The sequence below is a fragment of the Bradyrhizobium sp. SZCCHNR1098 genome (assembly GCF_032489375.1).
Classification (GTDB): domain Bacteria; phylum Pseudomonadota; class Alphaproteobacteria; order Rhizobiales; family Xanthobacteraceae; genus Bradyrhizobium.
Map to the genome: position 1 here is coordinate 675,525 of NZ_JAUEXY010000002.1, position 16,541 is coordinate 692,065.

Sequence of the window (16,541 nt, forward strand, 5' to 3'; positions counted from 1 at the left end):
ATGACTCCTGAGCAACCGGTCGGCGTGATCTATGTCGAGGACGACGAGGATGTCCGCATCGGCGCCGTCCAGGCGCTGCAGCTGGCCGGGCTCTCGGTCACGCCGTTCGCCTCCGCCGAAGCCGCAGGCACGACCGTTCGCGCCGACATGCCGTTCGTGGTGGTCTCCGACGTGCGGCTGCGCGGCAAGAGCGGCACCGAGTGGCTGTCCGAGCTGCACCGGCTCGATCCGGACCTGCCGGTCATCCTGGTCACCGGACACGGCGATATCTCGATGGCCGTGGAAGCGATGCGCAACGGCGCCTATGACTTTATCGAGAAGCCGTGCTCGTCGGAGCAACTCGTCTCCGTCGTGCGCCGCGCGCTCGACAAGCGCCGCCTGACGCTCGAAGTCCGCGCGCTGCGCTCGGCGCTCGCCGACCGCCAGGGCATCGAGGCGAGCCTGCTCGGGCGTTCGCCGCAGATCCAGGAGGTGCGCCGCCTGGTCTCGACCCTGGCCTCGACCAATGTCGACGTGACGATCTATGGCGAGACCGGCACCGGCAAGGACGTCGTCGCCCGCTGCCTGCACGCTCACAGCGCCCGGCGCGGCGGCAACTATGTCGCGGTGAATTGCGGCGGCCTGCCGGAGTCGCTGGTCGAGAGCGAATTGTTCGGCCACGAGGCCGGCGCCTTCACCGGCGCGACCAAGCAGCGGATCGGCAAGATCGAATATGCCCATGGCGGCACGCTGTTCCTCGACGAAATCGAGAGCATGCCGCTCAGCGTGCAGGTGAAGCTGCTGCGGGCGTTGCAGGACCGCTCGGTCGAGCGCGTCGGCTCCAACAAGCCTGTGGCGGTGGATTGCCGCGTGGTGGCGGCCAGCAAGGCCAATCTGTTCGAGCTCAGCGAGCAGAAGCTGTTCCGCGCCGATCTGTATTATCGTCTCGGCGTCGCGTTTATCGAGCTGCCTCCGTTGCGCGAACGCCGCGAGGATATCCCGATCCTGTTCGAGCACTTCACCCTCGAGGCTGCCAAGCGGTTCGAGCGCGACGCGCCGATCGTGAATGAGCAGACCATGTCGCTGCTGCTCGGCTACTCATGGCCGGGCAACGTGCGCGAGCTGCGCAACGTCGCCGACCGCTTCGTGCTCGGTGTGCTCGACCGCAAGGTCCTCGACCGCTCGGGCGCCGCGGCCTCGGAGCTGTCGCTGCCACGGCAGCTGGAGAACATCGAGCGCTCGATCATCGAGGATGCGTTGCGCCGCAAGCTCGGCGACGTGCCGGCGACTGCGGCGCTGCTGAGCATTCCGAAGCAGACGCTTTACGACAAGATCAAACGGCTGGCCGTGAAGGTCGACGGCATCCGCGAGGGCGCGCCGCTGCGGCCGCAGTCCTGACCGTGGCTGGTCCTGCGGCGGCAGGAGGGCATCTGTTCCATGCCGGCGATCAGGAACGAATGCTGGACACCGCTTGTTGAAAGATCATGACAGGCAGAGACACCCGCGACCTGCGCTCCGGCGCCTACGACCCCGTTAGCAAGGACGGTCTGCCGCAGTCGCACCAGGTCAAGGACAAAACGGCGCCCCGCCAGCAGGAGCAGTGGGGCGCCGACGTGCGGGCCGAGCCGTTGCCCGGCACCGAGCCGGTGCTTCCGGAAGGGCTCATGCGCGAGCGGCGTGGTCCGCTCAATCGCAATACTGGTCGCCGCGACACTGACTAGTGCGCGGCGACCCAGCGCGCCTACTTCGCCGCGATCACCATGATCTCGACGGTGTATTGCGGCGCAGCCAGCTTGGCTTCGACCGTGGCGCGCGCCGGGGTATTGCCGGCCGAGACCCAGCCATCCCACACGGCGTTCATTTCGCCGAAGGTCTTGATGTCGGTGAGGTAGATCGTCGCGGACAACAGCTTCGACTTGTCGGTGCCGGCCTTGGCGAGGTGGCCGTCGATGATCGAGAGAATCTCCTCGGTCTGCTTGGTGACGCTTTCACCGGCCGTCTTCTGCGCGACGACTCCCGCGAGATAGACGGTATTGCCGTGAACCACGACCTGGCTCATGCGCGGGCCAATTTCGAAACGCTGGATCGACATCGAAGAACTCCTCAAAAGGTCAATTCGGGGCTTCTCCCTAGCGCGTGCGACGCGGCGACGCCAGTCGGCTGAACGGCCACTTTCGCCAGCTTGGAGCATGCGACCTTGCGTTGTCGACCGCGCCGCGGCACACGGACCGCGGGGCGTTTCACGATGACCCGGCCTTGTCGCGCTGCAAAGCGGGCTTGCCCATGGGGCAGGCAAAGGCGGAGCGTTTTCCGCGCTTGCACAGATATTTGAGACATGAAACATTCTCCGCGAGGTTCCTTTTTGAAAGGGCGGAGGGGCGTGATGCGGAAACGGTTGATGCTGGCGGCACTCGCGGCGATGGCTTTGGTGACGAGCGCGGGGCCGACATTCGCACAGCAGACGATCCGCGTCGGCTGGACCATCCCGGCGGAAGAATCCAAATACTGGATGATGAAGCGGCCGACCGAATTTCCGGATCTCGGCAAGACCTACAACATCGAATGGACCCAGTTCCAGGGAACGGCACCGATGACGCAGGCGCTCGCCGCCGGCGCGCTCGACTGTGCCACGCAAGCGCCGCTGTCACTGGCGAACGGCGTCGTCGGCGGCGGCCTCAAGGCCTACATCGTCGCCCAGCACGTTTATGAGAAGCCGGGCGGCTTCTCGGTCTACTGGGCGGTCAAGGACGATTCCCCGATCAAGACCATCGCCGATCTCAAGGGCAAGACGGTCGGCATTTCCGTGATCGGCGGCGGCACGCAAGGGCCGTTCAACATGCTGCTGAAGCAGGCCGGGCTCGATCCCGCCAAGGACATCAAGCTGGTCGAGGTCGGTTTCGCGGTGTCGGAGGATGCGCTGCGCCAGGGCCGCGTCGACGCCGTCAACATGAATCAACCCTTTGCCGCGCGCGCCGAGGCCAAGGGCGGCACCCGCAAGCTGTTCTCGCTGTCCGAGGCGATGCCGAACATCGTCCACATCCTCGAGGCCTGTCGCGCCGATTTCGTCGACAAGAACCCGGAGCTGGTGAAGGCCTATGTCCGCGACATCACCGCCGGCATGAAGAAGGCGCTCGCCAATCGCGACGAGACCTTGAAGGTGGTGTCGGAGGTCATGAAGGCGCCGGTCGCCGTGATCGACACCTATCTGCTGAAGGACAATGATTTTGGCCGCGATCCGGTGGCCGCGCCGAACTTCCCGGCGATCCAGAAGATGCTCGACATCTACGCCGAGACCGGCATGCTGCCGAAGCTCGACGTCGCCCAGTTCAAGCATCCCACGATCGTCGCGCCGATCCAGTAGGCGGCTTCACGCGGAGCCTTGTCGATGAGGAAGCTGCGATCGCGTGTGACGGTGGAAGGGCTCGATCGCGCTCCGCACCGGGCCTTCATGCGCGCGATGGGGCTGGACGATGCCGACATCGCCAAGCCGATGATCGGCGTCGTTAGCCAGAAGGGCGAGCAGACGCCCTGCAACATGACGCACGATTTCCAGGTCGATGCGGCGAAGACGGGCGTCTCCGAAGCTGGCGGCACGCCGCGGGAATTCGCCACCGTCTCGGTCTCCGACGGCATCAGCATGAACCATGAGGGGATGAAGTTCTCTCTGTTCTCGCGCGAGCTGATTGCCGACTCCATCGAGGCCGTGGTCCATGGCCTGGCCTATGACGCGCTGATCGGCTTCGGCGGCTGCGACAAGACCCTGCCCGGCGTCATGATGGGCATGGTCCGCTGCAACGTTCCGTCGATCTTCATCTATGGCGGCAGCGCGCTGCCCGGCAAGTACCGGGGCAGGACGCTCACGGTGCTCGACTCGTATGAAGCGGTCGGCAGCTACATGACCGGCGAGATCGATGCACGGACGCTCGAAGGCATCGAGCGGACCTGCCTGCCGACCATCGGCGCCTGCGCCGGGCAGTTCACCGCCAACACCATGGGCATGCTGTCGGAGGCGACGGGCCTGTCGATGCCCAACGTCTCGATGATCCCCGGCGTCTATGCCGAGCGCGCGCACGTCGCGCGGCAGGCCGGACGCATGATCATGCAGATGCTCGCGCGTGGCGGCCCGCTGCCGCGCGACATCGTGACCCGGAAGGCGCTGGAGAACGGGGCGGCCATCGTCGCGGCTACCGGCGGCTCCACCAACGCCGCGCTGCATCTGCCGGCGATCGCCAATGAGGCCGGCATCCGCTTCACCCTCGACGATGTCGGTGAGGTGTTCGCGCGCACGCCGCTGATCGGCAATCTCAGGCCGGGCGGCAAGTACACGGCGAAGGACGTCTACGACATCGGCGGCGCCGCCGTGGTGATCCGCGCGCTGATCGAGAGCGGCCACATCGACGGCTCCTGCATCACTGTCACCGGCCGCACGCTGGCCGAGGAATATGGCTCGGCCAACCCGCCGGACGGCGAGATCGTGTTCAGCCCGGCCAAGCCGATCATGGCGGATGGCGGCGTGGCCGTCCTCAAGGGCAACCTCGCGCCCGACGGCGCCGTCATCAAGATTGCCGGCCTCAAGAACCTGGTGTTCGAGGGCCGTGCGCGGGTGTTCGAGGACGAGGAGGCCTGCGTCGCCGCGGTCCGCGCGCGCAGTTATCAGGCGGGCGAGGTGCTGATCATCCGCAACGAGGGTCCGGTCGGCGGTCCGGGGATGCGCGAGATGCTCGGCGTCACCGCGCTGATCTATGGCCAGGGCATGGGCGAGAAGGTCGCGCTGATCACCGACGGCCGCTTCTCCGGCGCCACCCGCGGCATGTGCATCGGCTATGTCTCGCCGGAAGCCTTCGTCGGCGGTCCGCTGGCGATGGTGCAAGACGGCGATCCGATCCGCATCGATGCGAAGGCGCGCACGCTCGATGTGCTGCTTGATGACGTTGAGCTGGCTTCGCGCCGCAAGCACTGGACGCAGCGGCCGCCGCGGCACCGCGCGGGAGCGCTGGCGAAGTATGCGAAATTGGTCGGGCAGGCGCCGCTCGGCGCCGTCACGCATGAGGGACCGGCCGAATGGCCCTGGTTCGATCAGGAGCAGCAATGAGCGGCGCGCGTGGGACGATTGGCAGAGTTCTTGCTAATCTTTCCAGGTCCCCGTCATTCCGGGGCAATCGTCGAGGCGCAGACGCGAAGCGGCTGCGCTTCGATGATTGAACCCGGAATCTCGAGCTTGTTGAGCATGACGCAAGGCAATCTCGAGATTCCGGGTTCAAGGCCTTTCGGCCTTGCCCCGGAATGACGGTGGATGTGGTTTAAAACGATCGTCTGCGGCAGTCTTCATGCCTGATATCACGGAGCCTCTAAGCGTGCTGCATCGGAAAGAGAAGCCGACATGGGCGTGACCCCGATCCGACCCGGCCAGCTCGCGGGCACTCCGCTCGGCCGTCGTGCGGCCACGCCGATCATCGAGATCGATCGCGTGTCGCAGGTGTTCAAGACGTCGTCGCGCCGCGACCACACCGCGCTGTCGGACATTTCGCTTTCGGTCGGCGAGGGCGCCTTCGTCTCCATCCTCGGGCCCTCCGGCTGCGGCAAGTCGACCTTGCTCTACATCGTCGGTGGCTTCGTCAGCCCCACCAAAGGCACGGCGAAGATGAAGGGCAAGCCGATCACCGGTCCCGGCACCGATCGCGGCCCGGTGTTCCAGGAGTTCGCGCTGTTTCCCTGGAAGAGCGTGCTCGGCAACGTCATGTATGGTCCGCTGCAGCAGGGCAAGAAGCCGGCGAAGGCCGAGGCGCTCGCGCGGACTTTGCTTGCCATGGTCGGACTCACCGGCTTCGAGAAATTCTATCCCAAGGAGCTCTCCGGCGGCATGAAGCAGCGCGTCGCGCTGGCGCGCACGCTGGCCTACGGGCCGGAGGTGCTGCTGATGGACGAGCCGTTCGGCGCGCTCGACGCGCATACGCGTACGCGGCTGCAGAACGACCTGCTCGACATCTGGGAGCGCGACCGCAAGACGGTGCTGTTCGTGACCCACTCGGTCGAGGAAGCCGTGTTCCTGTCCGACAAGGTCGTGATGATGTCGCGCTCGCCTGGCCGCATCCGCGAGGTGATCGACATCGACCTGCCGCGCCCTCGACGCCGCGAGGAGCTTCTGCTGGACCCGCGCTACCAGAAATACATCGTCGACATCGAGCGCATGTTCGACGATTCCGGTGACAACGAGCTGCCGTCATGAACGGCCTGTCGAAGCCGCTCGCGCCGGTGCTGGCTTGCTGCGGTCTGCTGCTGGCGTGGCAGCTCGCCTCGCTCGGACTGAAGAACGACAGCTTTCCGACCGCGCTGGAAGCGCTGCGTGCGATCCCGCCGATCCTCACCGACAAGGAATCCCTGATCAACATCCTGGCCTCGCTGCGGCGGATGGCGATCGGCTTCGCACTGGCGCTTGCGTTCTCGATTCCGCTCGGGCTCCTGATGGGGCGCAGCCGGTCGACCGCCGCCTTCTTCAATCCGCTGCTGATGCTGATCTACCCGGTGCCGAAGGCGGCGCTGATGCCGATCATCATGCTGTGGCTCGGCGTCGGAGACATCTCCAAGACGCTGGTGATCTTCCTTGGCGTCAGCCTTCCGGTGATCTACCACAGTTTCGAGGGCGCCAAGGCGGTCGAGGAGAAGATGCTGTGGTCGGGCGCGGCGATGGGGCTCTCGGCCGGCGAGCGCCTGCTGCGCATTGTCCTGCCCGCGGCGCTTCCGGAGATCCTCACCGGCTGCCGCACTGGAATCGTGCTGGCGCTGATCACGATGGTGACGAGCGAGATGATCGCGCGGCAATCCGGCGCCGGCAACATCCTGTTCAACGCGCTCGACATGGGCCAGTACGACACGGTGTTCGCGATGATCATCATCATCGGCGCCATGGGCATCTGCCTCGATGCGGCGTTCGAGGTCGTCAGGCGCTGGCTGGTGCGCTGGTCCGAGCCGCAGTTCGACATGCCGCTGAGCTTCTCATGACGCGCACCTCCAACGACATCCTCCTTGGCGCCGCGCCGATCGTGCTGGTCCTGCTGCTGTGGCAGGGGCTGGTGTCGTTCGGCTATGCGCCGCCGACCCTGCTGCCGCCGCCGGGGCAGGTGTTTTTGCGGATGGGCCAGCAGCTCACCAGCGTCACCTTCCAGCAGGACATCGTGGCAACGCTGTTCCGGCTGTTCGCCGGCTTTGCGATCGCCGTGGTGCTCGGTGTTTCCCTTGGAATTGCCGCCGCGGTGAGCCCGCCTGTCAACGCCGCCGTCAAGCCGATCGTGCGCGTGCTGGCGCCGCTGCCGAAGGTCGCGCTCTATCCGGCGTTCCTGCTGCTGCTCGGCTTCGGCCACGAATCCAAGATCATGCTGGTGGCGGCGGACGCGCTGTTTCCGATCCTGCTGTCGACCTACTACGGCGCGACGACCGTCGAGCAGAAGCTGATCTGGTCGGCGCTCGCGGCCGGCACGCCGCCGCGCGACGTGCTGTGGAAGGTGGTGCTGCCGGCGGCGATGCCGTCGATCCTGACCGGCTGCCGCATCGGCCTCGTGATCTCTTGCATCGTCGTGTTCCTGGCCGAGATGATCACCTCGACCGACGGGCTCGGTCACGTGCTGGTGACCGCCGCGCGCACCTTCCAGGCTGTCGACATGTTCGTGCCGCTGATCACGATCTCGCTGCTGGGTCTCATTCTCAACGCCCTGCTGCAAGGCCTGCGCGCTTATCTGCTGCGCGGCTTTCCCTCAGTCTGATAACAACACAACGACAATCGGGAGAACGACCATGCTGGCGGATCGCATCGAGGCGAAATGGATCGACGCATTCTGCGAGATCTTCGAGCGCTGTGCCGTCAAGGCGGGTGACACCGCCGCGATCCTGTCGGAGACGCAGTCCCGGGCGCTGAACGTCCACATCGCCGAGCTGGCGTTGCTGCGGATGGGCGCGCGGCCGTTCCATGTCGTGGTGCCGACCCCGCGCAACCGCCATCCGGTGCCGGTGCGCTCGACCGGTGCGTCGGAGGCGATCGGCAAGCTCGGGCCGGTGGTCTCAGCGCTGCAGCAGGCCGGCTTCGTCGTCGACTGCACCATCGAAGGCTTGATGCATGCGGTGGAGACGCCGGAGATCCTGAAAGCCGGCGCCCGCATCCTGGTGATCTCCAACGAACATCCCGAGGCGCTCGAGCGCATGGTGCCGGACTCGGCGCTCGAGAAGCGGGTGCGCGCCGCCGCCAAGATGCTGCGCGGCACCAAGCGGATGCGCGTGACCTCGAAGGCCGGCACCGATCTCGACGTGATCATGGAGGGCGCCTCCACCGTCGGCGTCTGGGGCTGGACCGACCGTCCCGGCACGCTCGCGCATTGGCCGGGCGGCATCGTCGTCAGCTTCCCCAGGAGCAAATCGGTCAACGGCACCATCGTGATGGCGCCCGGCGACATCAACCTCACCTTCAAGCGCTATCTCACGTCACCGGTGACGATGACCCTGCGTGACGACTACGTCACCGCTTTGGTAGGCGAGGGCGCCGATGCCGCGATGATGCGATCCTATCTCGCCTCCTGGGGCGACCGCGAGGCCTATGCGGTGTCGCATGTCGGCTGGGGCATGAACCCCGGCGCGCGTTACGAGGCGCTGACCATGTACGACCAGCGCGACACCAACGGCACCGAGTTGCGCGCCGTCCCCGGCAATTTCCTGTTCTCCACCGGCGCCAACGAATTCGCCGGCCGCTACACGGCTGGCCATTTCGACCTGCCGATGATGGGTACCACGATCGAGCTGGACGGTGTGGCCGTGATCAAGGAGGGCGTGCTGCAGGACGTGTTCGGGTAATTCTCCGGGTCGTCGCTCGCGAGTGGGCGCCACGGCGGCAGTCTACTCCCCTCCCCGCAAGGGGGAGGGGAGCGCACCGTCACATGAGGGGCAGGTCGCCCCACAATGGCGAAGCGTCCGCGATGCAGAATTGTGTCGAGCGAGTTCTGAAAAAAATAATTCACTTGCCATTTTTCGGAAATTGTGGTTCTCTCTCGCCATCCCGCCTCACTGCGGAGGGGCGTTGCGCGCGATCGTCACGACACGCGAGGCGGGGAGCGATGGCCGCGAGAGATCGCAGCGTCCTCTCGCGAGGGCGCCGACGAACGATCGATTGCGGACGTGAAGTCGCAGCGTCCTGACACCCCGAAGCTGGTGTCCAGCGCAATGCGCCTAAAGCGCATTGTCGCCATGGTGGCCAACAAGCCCGGCGCACCAGGGAGACTGCGTATAAGCGTGAAGCCCATCGCGCAGGGAATGCCGGAGTGTTCGGCTGCACCTGTGGTACCTGCCGCCTGCATTCTTTTTCGCAGGCGGGCCACGGGTGAGGCCTTCACCCGGCATTCCCTGCGCCCTCTGCATTTGAAGAGGGACGAACTGATCGCAACGCTCGGGCGCAAATGCGCCGCGAGAACGAGACGTCATGCCGCCCGCTGTTTGACCCGTGTATCCGATCCCCACCATTGTCGTCCTGGGCAAGCCGTGACGCGCAAAGCGCATCGCGGCGCCGACCCGGAATCCATACTCCGCGGCAGTCATTGTTTTGCGAGATGATCGACGCGCGCCCCAAACTCCTCCCTGGGGTTATGGGTCCCGGCGCTCGCCGGGACGACGGCGGAGTTTGTTGATGCAGTTGCAGTTGATACCCGCAAAGGGCCGGCAGCGACACCGCTGTAGGGTGGGCAAAGCAACCGCCCGCAGGGCGGTTGCGTGCCCACCGTGCATCCAGGCATGCGGAGCGACATGGTGGGCACGGCGCGCGATGGAGCGCAGCATGAGGCGCGCAGTGTCGCCTGCGCGCCTTTGCCCACCCTACGGCTATGCGCCACGCGACGATCAGCCTCGCTGCGTGCTCAATCCACAACCGGCGGCCGGGCGAGCTTGAAATGCCGCAGCATGTCGACCAGCGCGCCGAGCCGCTGCTCGCGATAGGCTGCGACATCCATACCGGAATAATCGAGGAATCCGGCGCCGGTGCGCAGGCCGATGCGGCCCTCCGCCATGTTGCGCTCGATCACCTCGGGCGCGCGATAGCGGTCGCTGTGGAGCGCGCCTTCGAGGTAGCGGCTGGCGTAGTAGAGGATGTCGCCGCCGCCCCAGTCGATGAATTCGAGCAGGCCGAGCACGGCGTAGCGGAAGCCGAAGCCGTAGCGGATCGCCTTGTCGATCTCCTCGGCGCTGGCGACCCCTTCGCCGACCATGCGCGCCGCCTCATTCATGGCGAGCGCCTGGATGCGCGGCACGATGAAGCCCGGCGTGGCCGCGCAGACCACCGGCACCTTGCCGATGCCTTCGAGCAGCGCCTTCAGCCGCGCCGTGACATCGGGATCCGTCGCCTGGCCCGGCGAGATCTCGACCAGCGGGATCAGATAGGCCGGGTTGAGCCAGTGCGCATTCAGGAAGCGCTCAGGCCGCTCCACCGCACCGGAGAGATCATCGACCAGGATCGTCGAGGTCGTCGAGGCGATGATCACGTCGGGCGCGACCGCGCGCGACGCCGCCCCGAGCACCTCGCGCTTGAGGTCCACGATCTCCGGCACGCCCTCGAACACCAGGGTCGTCTGCGCCAGCACATCGCCGCTCGCGCTGGCCGGCGCGACGGCGATATTGCCCATCAGCTTTTCGGCATCGGCGGCTTGCAGCATCCCGAGCCGCGCCAAGGTCGCGAACGTCGCGCCGACCTCGCCGAGCGCGTCGCGCTCCAGCCCGGCGAACTCCTCCGGCGTGCGCGACTTGATGTCGATCATCGTCACGGGATGGCCGGCATAGGCGAAGGCGACGGCGATGCCGCGGCCCATGCGGCCGGCGCCGAGGCAGGCGATATGACCGCGCCCGCTCATTGAGCAAATCCATCACGCAGCAGCGCCTGCAGCGCGGTCCGGTCGAGACCACCAAGGCCGAGGCGGGCGAGCGTGCGTCCCGTTGCCATGAAATCCTCGCCGCAGATCGCACCGCCGATGGCCAGGAAGGCGCGGGCGAGCGGCGTCGGCGTGCCGCTCAGCTCGGCGGCCGAGATCAGGAACGACAGGCCGAGCCTGAGATCCTCGCGCATGTAGCGGTGCTGCGTCAGCACGAGCTGCTCGCGCCAATCGCCGGAATCGGTGAGCCGGTCGTGCGAGCCGCGGCCGTACATCCAGATCTCGCCCTCCTTGGCGTAGTGATGCGCCAGCGGAAAATGCGGCGCGCCGTAGTCGAGCGCTTCGCGCACCGCAATCCGCTCCGCATCGAGCGCATCGGTGACGCGGCGGATCGAAGGTTGCGTGCCCTCCTTGTGGATGTCCCAGCGCTCGAAATGCTCGATCGGACCTGCATTCATCACGATCAGCGGCGGATGGATGATGCAGCCGGCATTCATCAGCGCGCCCGACAGCGCGTCACCACAGGGCTCGATCACGCCGGGGAAGGCGCGGCCGATCACAGCCAGCGCATGCTCGGCCGTCTTCGAAGGAAACACGCCGACCGGGAGCCGCTTGGCCCGAATGGTGATCGTGACCTCGAACGGCCCATGCTTGCGCGTCAGCCAGGGCAGGGTGCCGGTCTCGGCGTAGCTGACGTTGGCTTCATTGCCGGCATCACGCGCGGCCGCCGCGAAGATCATGGTGCCGAAGGTCGCCGGCGGCAGGAATACGACCTGACCGTCGACGAGATGCGGCGCAAGTTGGTGCGCGATGGCTGCCTGCGCGAAGGCCGGTGCCGGGCAGAGGATCAGCTCGGCGCCATAGACGGCCTCGCCGATATCCGTCGTGACCAGCGCCAGCCGGGCCTCGCGCCGGCCATTGACGTCCTTGACGATGATCGACGAGCCCGCCACTTGATGCTGCGCGACAGCGTCCGCATCGCGGCGCCACAGCCGGACCTCGTGGCCGCCGAGCGCGAAATCGCCTGCCGCTGCAAAGGAGCCGTTGCCGCCGCCGAGCACTGCAATTTTCAAGAGCGCGTCTCCATGCCGATCATTTGGGGTCATCGATCTGGCGCAGCAGATGGTGCTGCACCTTGCCGAGCGCAGTGCGCGGCAGGTCGTCGATGAACACGATGTCGCGCGGCACCTTGAAGCGCGCGAGCTGCGCCTGCAGATGCGCGCGCAAGGTGTCCGCATCGAGCGCGCAGCCCTGGCGCTTGACGACGAACGCTACCGGCACCTCGTCCCAGCGCGGATCGGGCCGGCCGATCACGCCGCATTCGACGACGTCGGGATGCTCGCTGAGCACGCGCTCGATCTCGGCCGGATAGACGTTTTCGCCGCCGGAGATGATCATGTTGTTCTTGCGCTCGAGCACGAAGAAGTACCCCTCGGCATCGCGCTGGGCGATGTCGCCGGTGCGGTACCAGCCGTCATGGATCGCCTGCTGCGTGGCTTTGGCGTTGCCCCAATATTCGAAGAACAGATTAGGCCCGCGCACGGCGATCTCGCCCGCCTTGCCTGCCGGAAGCTCGTCGCCGTCCTTGTCGATGATCTTGGCTTCGCAGCACAGCCCGGGCAGGCCGGTGGAGCCTGCGCGCGAGAGGTCGCCGCCGAGCCGTGTGTAGACCGCGATCGGACAGGTCTCGGTCGAGCCGTAGACCTGCAGCACCGGCACGCCGCGTGCGGTGATGCGTTCGATCAGCGCCGGCGGCACGATGCTCGATCCGGTCGCAACAGCTCTCAGCGAGGACAGGTCCGTCGCGTTCCAATCGGGATGCTCGGTGACGGCCTGAATGGTTGCCGGCACCAGCACGGTCAAAGTCGGCCGTTCGTTGACGATCGCCGCCAGTGTCGAATCCGGCGTGAAGCGGGCGTGCAGCGTAACGGTGGCGCCGTGATGCAGCGCCGGCGTGGTCTGGATGTTGAGGCCGCCGACGTGGAACAGCGGCAGCACCGTCAGCACGTGATCGTCGGAGGTGAGGCCATGCATGTGCTGGCTCATCACCCCGTTCCACAGCAACGCCTCCTGGCGCAGCACCGCGCCCTTCGGCCGGCCCGTGGTGCCCGAGGTGTAGACGATCAGCAGCGGGCAGGAGAGGTCGATGTGCGGGTTGCGATCATCGCCGTGACCGCGGCCCAGCAGATCGTCGATCTGCAATCCGCTCGACGGCGCAAAGTCGATGCCGACCGGCACGGTCTCCGGATGGCTCTCGGCGAGCGCCGGCAGCACCGGCGCAAAGGCCTGCTCCAGCACCAGCACCTTGGCGGCAGCATCCGAGAGAATGAAGACCTGCTCGGCCACCGCCAGCCGCCAGTTCAGCGGCACCAGGATCGCGCCGAGTCGCGCACAGGCATAGAGCAAGACCAGATAGTCCGGCCGGTTGAGGCTCAAAATCGCGACGCGGTCGCCGCGTCCGACGCTGAACTCGGATTTCAGCGCCCGCGCTGTCCGCGCTATGCGCTCGCTGAAATCGGCATAGCTCAGCGTCCTGCCTTCGAAGTGGATCGCCGGCTTGTCCGGCGTGAACGCCGCGTTGCGCTCGATCAGGCTGCAGAGGTCCACGCTCAGTCGTCCGTCTCGCCGGGCTCGTACAGTGCCTCGCGGCCGATGCGGTCGAGGCACAATTCGGCGGTCCAGGGCAGCATCAGGGAGCCGCAACGGCTGTCGCGATAGATGCGCTCCAGCGGCAGCGTCTTCAGCATCGATTGTCCACCGCATGTGCGGATGGCGAGCGCCGCCAGATCATTGGCGCCCTCCATCACCGAGTACTGCGCCGCATAGGCGCGCAGCACCTGCTCCTTGCTCGGATTGGCTCGCGCCTCGGTCACGGCCTGGAACCAGATGCCCTTGATCTGTTCCAGCTTGATCTGCATCTGCGCCACCGCGATCTGCTTGGTCGGGTACATCCGCCGCTTGACCGGCGGCATGCCCGGCACTTCGCCGCGCAGATATCTGACGGTGAAGTCATACGCAGTCTGCGCGAGGCCCATATAGGTAGGCGACAACGTCATGAACATGTGCGGCCAGCGCATCGCCGCCTGGAAATAAACGCCGCGCGGCATCAAGGCGGCGTCGTCCTCGACAAAGACATCCTTGAACAGCAGCGTGCGTGACACCGTGCCGCGCATGCCCAGCGGATCCCAGTCGCCGACGACAGAGACGCCCTCCGTCTTCGCCGGCACCGCGAGATAGAGCGTGTTGCGGCGGGACGCCTTCTCGCCCTCGCTGACCTCGGTGCATAGCACACCATAATAGTCCGCGTGTCCGGCAAGCGAGGCGAAGATTTTCTTGCCGTTGACCAGCCAGCCACCCTTGACCGGCTTGGCCTCGGTACCGAACGCGACGCCGCCCGCTGCCGCCGCGCCACCCTCCGAGAAGGGCTGCGAATAGATCGCGCCGTCGTCGACGATGCGCTTGTAGTGGATCGCGCGCCGCCGCTCGTGCTCGGCGCGGACGTCCTCGTCCATGTCGAGATCGTCGGCGAGCGGTCCGGACCATAAGGTCGAGCAAACGTGCATGTTCCAGGTCAGCGCCGTGGCGCCGCAATAGCGGCCGATCTCGGCGGCGGTGAGTGCGTAGGTCTGGTAGCCCGCACCGAGGCCGCCAAGAGCCTTGGGAACGGAGATGCCGAGCAGGCCCGCGCGATGCAGGTCCTTGTAGTTCTCAGTCGGAAAGCTCGCCTCGCGATCCCAGGTCGCGGCGCGGCCCGCCAGCACTCTCTGCCCGAGTTCCCGGGCCCGTGCGATAATGTCGGCCTGCTCGACCGTGAGCCGATATGCGGCCGGATCGAACATCGGCGCATCGAGGACTTCGCCGGAGGCCATCGCCGTCTTCTGGACCGGGACCGTCATCATCTCTCCGTTGTCGCTGGTGTTGCATGTGCCGTCAGGAACGTATCGAGGGCGGCGTTGAACTCGCCGGGCCGTTCGAGATTGACGAGATGACCGGCGCCCTGAAGTTCGACGTAGTCAGACGAGGGAATGAAGCTCGCCATCTTCTCCATCAACGGCGCCGGCGCGTTGCGATCCTTCGAGCCGGAGAGCACCAGCGTCGGCACCTTGACGTCCTTCAAGGCTTGTCGCCGGTCGAAACCGAGCAGGGCCAGCATGCTGGCGCGATAGCTTGCCTCGGGCACGCCGGCCATGCAGGAGGTTGCAATTTCAAGGCCGTGCGGATCGGGATCGTCGCCGACCAACTCCTTGACCAGGCCCGGCGCCAGTGACGCCATCGTCGCGCCCCGATCGAGCGGGCCGAGGCGCGCCTCGATGAACGATTTCTGCCAGTCGCCGTCGGCCTTGCCGAAGGCCGGGCTGGTCTGAGCCAACACCACGGCTGCCGCGGCCTTCGGATGCGTCGTCAACCATTCCTGTACGATCATCCCGCCGATGGAATGACCAACGAGGATCGGCTGCTTGGCGCCGATCTGGCTCAGGAAATCCTGAAGCGCAGCGGCGAGCGTGGTGATGCTGGCCGTCTCGAGCCGGGCGGATTGGCCATAGCCGGGCATGTCCCAAGCCACCGCGTGGCGGCGCTCGCCGAAATAGTCGAGCTGACCCCGCCAGGCGCGCGCCGCGCCGCCGATGCCGTGCAGGAACACCACGGTCTGCCGCTCGGGCGCCCCCGATGCCTCGTAGCCGAAGCGGCCGTCCTTCGTGGTGGTGATTTGCGACGCAGGCACGCAGACCTCCGAGATATGCCTGATACCGCTACGCTGCTCGCTCCCAGGCCCTTGAACGCTAGTCGCGGCAACCGGGGTGTCAAGGCGCTTCGGGCGTGTTGTTGCAAAAATTTGAAGTTTAAAATAACTTCGAGGCCGCGATCGTATTGCAAGAGATGAGGAGGCGCGCGTGTCGGGATTGCCTGCAGCTGCGCATGCGATGGTGACGGGCGGCGGACGCGGCATCGGCCGCGAGATCGCGCAAGCCCTGAAGCTTGCCGGCGCAACCGTGACGATCGTCGGGCGCAACGGCGCAACGCTCGATGAGGCGATCGCAGCCGGCTGCGCCGATTACGCCGCCATTGCCGATGTTGCCGATCAGGCCGCGCTGAACGCGGCCGTTGCCGCCGTTGTTGCGCGCCAGCCGATCGACATCCTGATTGCCAATGCCGGAAGTGCGGAATCCGCCCCGTTCCTGAAATCGGATGCCGCGCTGTTCCGTCGCATGATCGACATCAATTTCATGGGTGTCGTGCATGCCGTGCAGGCAGTGCTGCCGGCGATGAGGGCAAAGTCCTATGGCCGCGTCGTTGCGGTCGCGTCCACGGCAGGGCTCAAGGGCTATCCTTACGTCAGCGCCTACACCGCAGCGAAGCATGCTGTCGTCGGCCTGACGCGCTCGCTGGCGCTGGAGCTGGCTGCGACGCGCGTGACAGTCAACGCAGTCTGCCCAGGCTTCACCGATACGGATCTCGTCGCCGACAGCGTGGACAACATCATGAAGAAGACCGGCCGCAGCCGGGAGCAGGCGATCGCCGAGCTTGCCAAGCATAATCCGCAGGGGCGGCTCATCATGCCGCAGGAAGTTGCTGATACCGTGCTGTGGCTGTGCGGCAGCGGTGCCGGTGCGATCACGGGACAGGCGATCGCTGTGGCCGGCGGCGAGGTGTAGACCGTAGCGCCCAACG

Annotated in this window: 15 protein-coding genes; 9 read left to right on the forward strand and 6 right to left on the reverse strand. The window is 66.3% G+C overall.

Going from position 1 to position 16,541, the window contains the following annotated elements; genetic code table 11:
* Together QX135_RS07360 and QX135_RS07365 are read left to right on the forward strand one after the other, a co-directional pair.
* Positions 1 to 1,377: a sigma-54 dependent transcriptional regulator gene (locus QX135_RS07360; RefSeq protein WP_315798902.1), complete on the forward strand. Its 1,377-nt coding sequence runs from the start codon at positions 1 to 3 to the stop codon at positions 1,375 to 1,377.
* 86 nt (positions 1,378 to 1,463) lie between these two features.
* Positions 1,464 to 1,700, forward strand: coding sequence for a hypothetical protein (locus tag QX135_RS07365; RefSeq protein WP_316234009.1), 237 nt, complete (start codon positions 1,464 to 1,466; stop codon positions 1,698 to 1,700).
* 20 nt (positions 1,701 to 1,720) lie between these two features.
* Here QX135_RS07365 and QX135_RS07370 read toward each other — a convergent pair whose 3' ends face one another.
* The gene (locus QX135_RS07370; RefSeq protein ID WP_315741101.1) at positions 1,721 to 2,071 is read right to left on the reverse strand and encodes a RidA family protein; all 351 of its coding nucleotides are present in this window, start codon (positions 2,069 to 2,071) and stop codon (positions 1,721 to 1,723) included.
* 291 nt (positions 2,072 to 2,362) lie between these two features.
* Here QX135_RS07370 and QX135_RS07375 point away from each other — a divergent pair, with 291 nt between their 5' ends.
* The 6 genes from QX135_RS07375 (at position 2,363) to QX135_RS07400 (ending at position 8,814) form a co-directional block, all read left to right on the forward strand.
* The gene (locus QX135_RS07375) at positions 2,363 to 3,340 is read left to right on the forward strand and encodes an ABC transporter substrate-binding protein (protein WP_315741102.1); all 978 of its coding nucleotides are present in this window, start codon (positions 2,363 to 2,365) and stop codon (positions 3,338 to 3,340) included.
* A gap of 24 nt (positions 3,341 to 3,364) precedes the next feature.
* Complete coding sequence (gene ilvD / locus QX135_RS07380) at positions 3,365 to 5,071, forward strand: dihydroxy-acid dehydratase (RefSeq protein WP_316234010.1); 1,707 nt, start codon at positions 3,365 to 3,367, stop codon at positions 5,069 to 5,071.
* Between the two features lie 288 nt (positions 5,072 to 5,359).
* Positions 5,360 to 6,205 carry an ABC transporter ATP-binding protein gene (locus QX135_RS07385; protein ID WP_315757997.1) on the forward strand — a complete coding sequence of 282 codons (846 nt, stop codon included), beginning with the start codon at positions 5,360 to 5,362 and terminating at the stop codon, positions 6,203 to 6,205.
* Positions 6,202 to 6,978, forward strand: coding sequence for an ABC transporter permease (locus QX135_RS07390; RefSeq protein WP_316234011.1), 777 nt, complete (start codon positions 6,202 to 6,204; stop codon positions 6,976 to 6,978). Before QX135_RS07385 ends, QX135_RS07390 begins: the two co-directional genes overlap by 4 nt.
* Entirely contained in the window at positions 6,975 to 7,736 is a 762-nt protein-coding gene (locus QX135_RS07395; protein WP_315812699.1) for an ABC transporter permease, read from the forward strand. The genes QX135_RS07390 and QX135_RS07395 overlap by 4 nt, the downstream gene beginning before the upstream one ends.
* Before the next feature lie 31 nt (positions 7,737 to 7,767).
* Positions 7,768 to 8,814 carry a peptidase M29 gene (locus QX135_RS07400; protein WP_316234012.1) on the forward strand — a complete coding sequence of 349 codons (1,047 nt, stop codon included), beginning with the start codon at positions 7,768 to 7,770 and terminating at the stop codon, positions 8,812 to 8,814.
* 1,052 nt (positions 8,815 to 9,866) lie between these two features.
* Here QX135_RS07400 and QX135_RS07405 read toward each other — a convergent pair.
* Genes QX135_RS07405 through QX135_RS07425 form a run of 5 tightly spaced genes read right to left on the reverse strand, consistent with a single transcriptional unit; the run spans position 9,867 to position 15,594 of the window.
* Positions 9,867 to 10,853: a 3-hydroxybutyryl-CoA dehydrogenase gene (locus QX135_RS07405; protein ID WP_315779410.1), complete on the reverse strand. Its 987-nt coding sequence runs from the start codon at positions 10,851 to 10,853 to the stop codon at positions 9,867 to 9,869.
* Positions 10,850 to 11,944: an NAD/NADP-dependent octopine/nopaline dehydrogenase family protein gene (locus QX135_RS07410; protein WP_316176753.1), complete on the reverse strand. Its 1,095-nt coding sequence runs from the start codon at positions 11,942 to 11,944 to the stop codon at positions 10,850 to 10,852. Before QX135_RS07410 ends, QX135_RS07405 begins: the two co-directional genes overlap by 4 nt.
* Before the next feature lie 19 nt (positions 11,945 to 11,963).
* Positions 11,964 to 13,478: a long-chain fatty acid--CoA ligase gene (locus QX135_RS07415; RefSeq protein WP_316176752.1), complete on the reverse strand. Its 1,515-nt coding sequence runs from the start codon at positions 13,476 to 13,478 to the stop codon at positions 11,964 to 11,966.
* Between the two features lie 2 nt (positions 13,479 to 13,480).
* The gene (locus QX135_RS07420; RefSeq protein ID WP_316176751.1) at positions 13,481 to 14,767 is read right to left on the reverse strand and encodes an acyl-CoA dehydrogenase; all 1,287 of its coding nucleotides are present in this window, start codon (positions 14,765 to 14,767) and stop codon (positions 13,481 to 13,483) included.
* Entirely contained in the window at positions 14,767 to 15,594 is an 828-nt protein-coding gene (locus tag QX135_RS07425; RefSeq protein ID WP_316176750.1) for an alpha/beta hydrolase, read from the reverse strand. Before QX135_RS07425 ends, QX135_RS07420 begins: the two co-directional genes overlap by 1 nt.
* A gap of 169 nt (positions 15,595 to 15,763) precedes the next feature.
* Between QX135_RS07425 and QX135_RS07430 the strand changes: the two genes are divergently transcribed.
* Positions 15,764 to 16,525: an SDR family oxidoreductase gene (locus QX135_RS07430; RefSeq protein WP_316176749.1), complete on the forward strand. Its 762-nt coding sequence runs from the start codon at positions 15,764 to 15,766 to the stop codon at positions 16,523 to 16,525.
* The last annotated feature ends 16 nt before the right edge of the window (positions 16,526 to 16,541 follow it).